Genomic DNA, 1,205 nt, shown 5'->3' on the forward strand with positions numbered 1-1,205 from the left:
TCGAGCGCCGTGCGTTTCAGAAAAAGCCTGGGCCCCCGCTTTCGCGGGGGTTTTACGGATGATGAGAAGGTCCCTGGGGACTTAGTCGAACAGCTTCGACACCGACTCTTCGTTGGCGATCCGGCGGATGGCCTCGCCGATCAACGGGGCGCACGAGACGTAGCGGATCTTCGAGCAGGCCTTGGCGGTGTCGGAGGCCTCGATGGAGTCGGTGACCACCAGTTCGGTCAGGACCGAATTGGCCACGCGATCGGCGGCCGCGCCCGACAGCACGCCGTGGGTGACATAGGCGCTGACCGAGACGGCGCCGTGGTTGATCAGGGCCTGGGCGGCGTTGCACAGGGTGCCGGCCGAGTCGGCGATGTCGTCGAACAGGATGCAGCGGCGGCCGGCGACGTCGCCGATGATGTTCATCACTTCCGACTGGCCCGGACCCGAGCGGCGCTTGTCGACGATGGCCAGGTCGGCGTCGTCCAGGCGCTTGGCCAGGGCGCGGGCGCGCACCACGCCGCCGACGTCCGGCGAGACGACCATCAGGTCGTCGCCCAGCGGGTAGTTCTTGATGATGTCGTCGGCCAGCAGGCGCGAGGGCAGCAGGTTGTCGGTCGGGATGTCGAAGAAGCCCTGGATCTGGCCGGCGTGCAGATCCATCGTCAGCACGCGGTCGGCGCCCGAGCGGGTGATCAGGTTGGCGACCAGCTTGGCCGAGATCGGGGTGCGGCCGCCGGTCTTGCGGTCCTGGCGGGCGTAGCCGAAGTAGGGCAGTACCGCGGTGATCCGCTTGCCCGAAGCCCGCTTCAGGGCGTCGATGCAGATCAGCAGCTCCATCAGATTGTCGTTGGCCGGGTAGCTGGTCGACTGGATCACGAAGACGTCCTCGCCGCGGACGTTCTCGTCGATCGTGACGAACACCTCGAGGTCGGCGAACCGGCGCACCTGGGCGCGGGTCAGCGGCATGTCGAGGTACTCCGCGATGGCCTGGGCCAGCGGACGGTTGGAGTTGCCGGACAGCAGCTTCATTTTGAATTCTCGGTGGGGGGACGCCGTTGCCGGGCCTTCTAGCAGCGATCCGCCCCGGGGCAACCCGCTTAAGCCCGCTGGTTGTGCTTCATGACCATTTCGTGTCGTTCAGGCCGCACAACCCCGTCCTTCTCCCCTTGCGGGAGAAGGTGTCGCCGAAAGGCGACGGATGAGGGGTCTCTCAG

At 66.7% G+C, this 1,205-nt stretch carries 1 protein-coding gene; it reads right to left on the minus strand.

Features of this window, described 5'->3' with window-relative positions; genetic code table 11:
* Positions 1–81: 81 nt before the first annotated feature.
* Positions 82–1,020 (minus strand): ribose-phosphate pyrophosphokinase, encoded by a 939-nt coding sequence (locus DMC18_RS17145; RefSeq protein WP_110120078.1) that lies wholly within the window; start codon positions 1,018–1,020, stop codon positions 82–84.
* Positions 1,021–1,205: the final 185 nt, after the last annotated feature.

This window comes from Caulobacter sp. D5 (assembly GCF_003185805.1).
Taxonomy (GTDB): domain Bacteria; phylum Pseudomonadota; class Alphaproteobacteria; order Caulobacterales; family Caulobacteraceae; genus Caulobacter.

Coding starts and splice junctions, on each gene's coding strand:
- DMC18_RS17145 (WP_110120078.1), bottom strand. CDS start 1,020: ATGAAGCTGCTGTCCGGCAACTCCAACCGTCCGCTGGCCCAGGCCATC.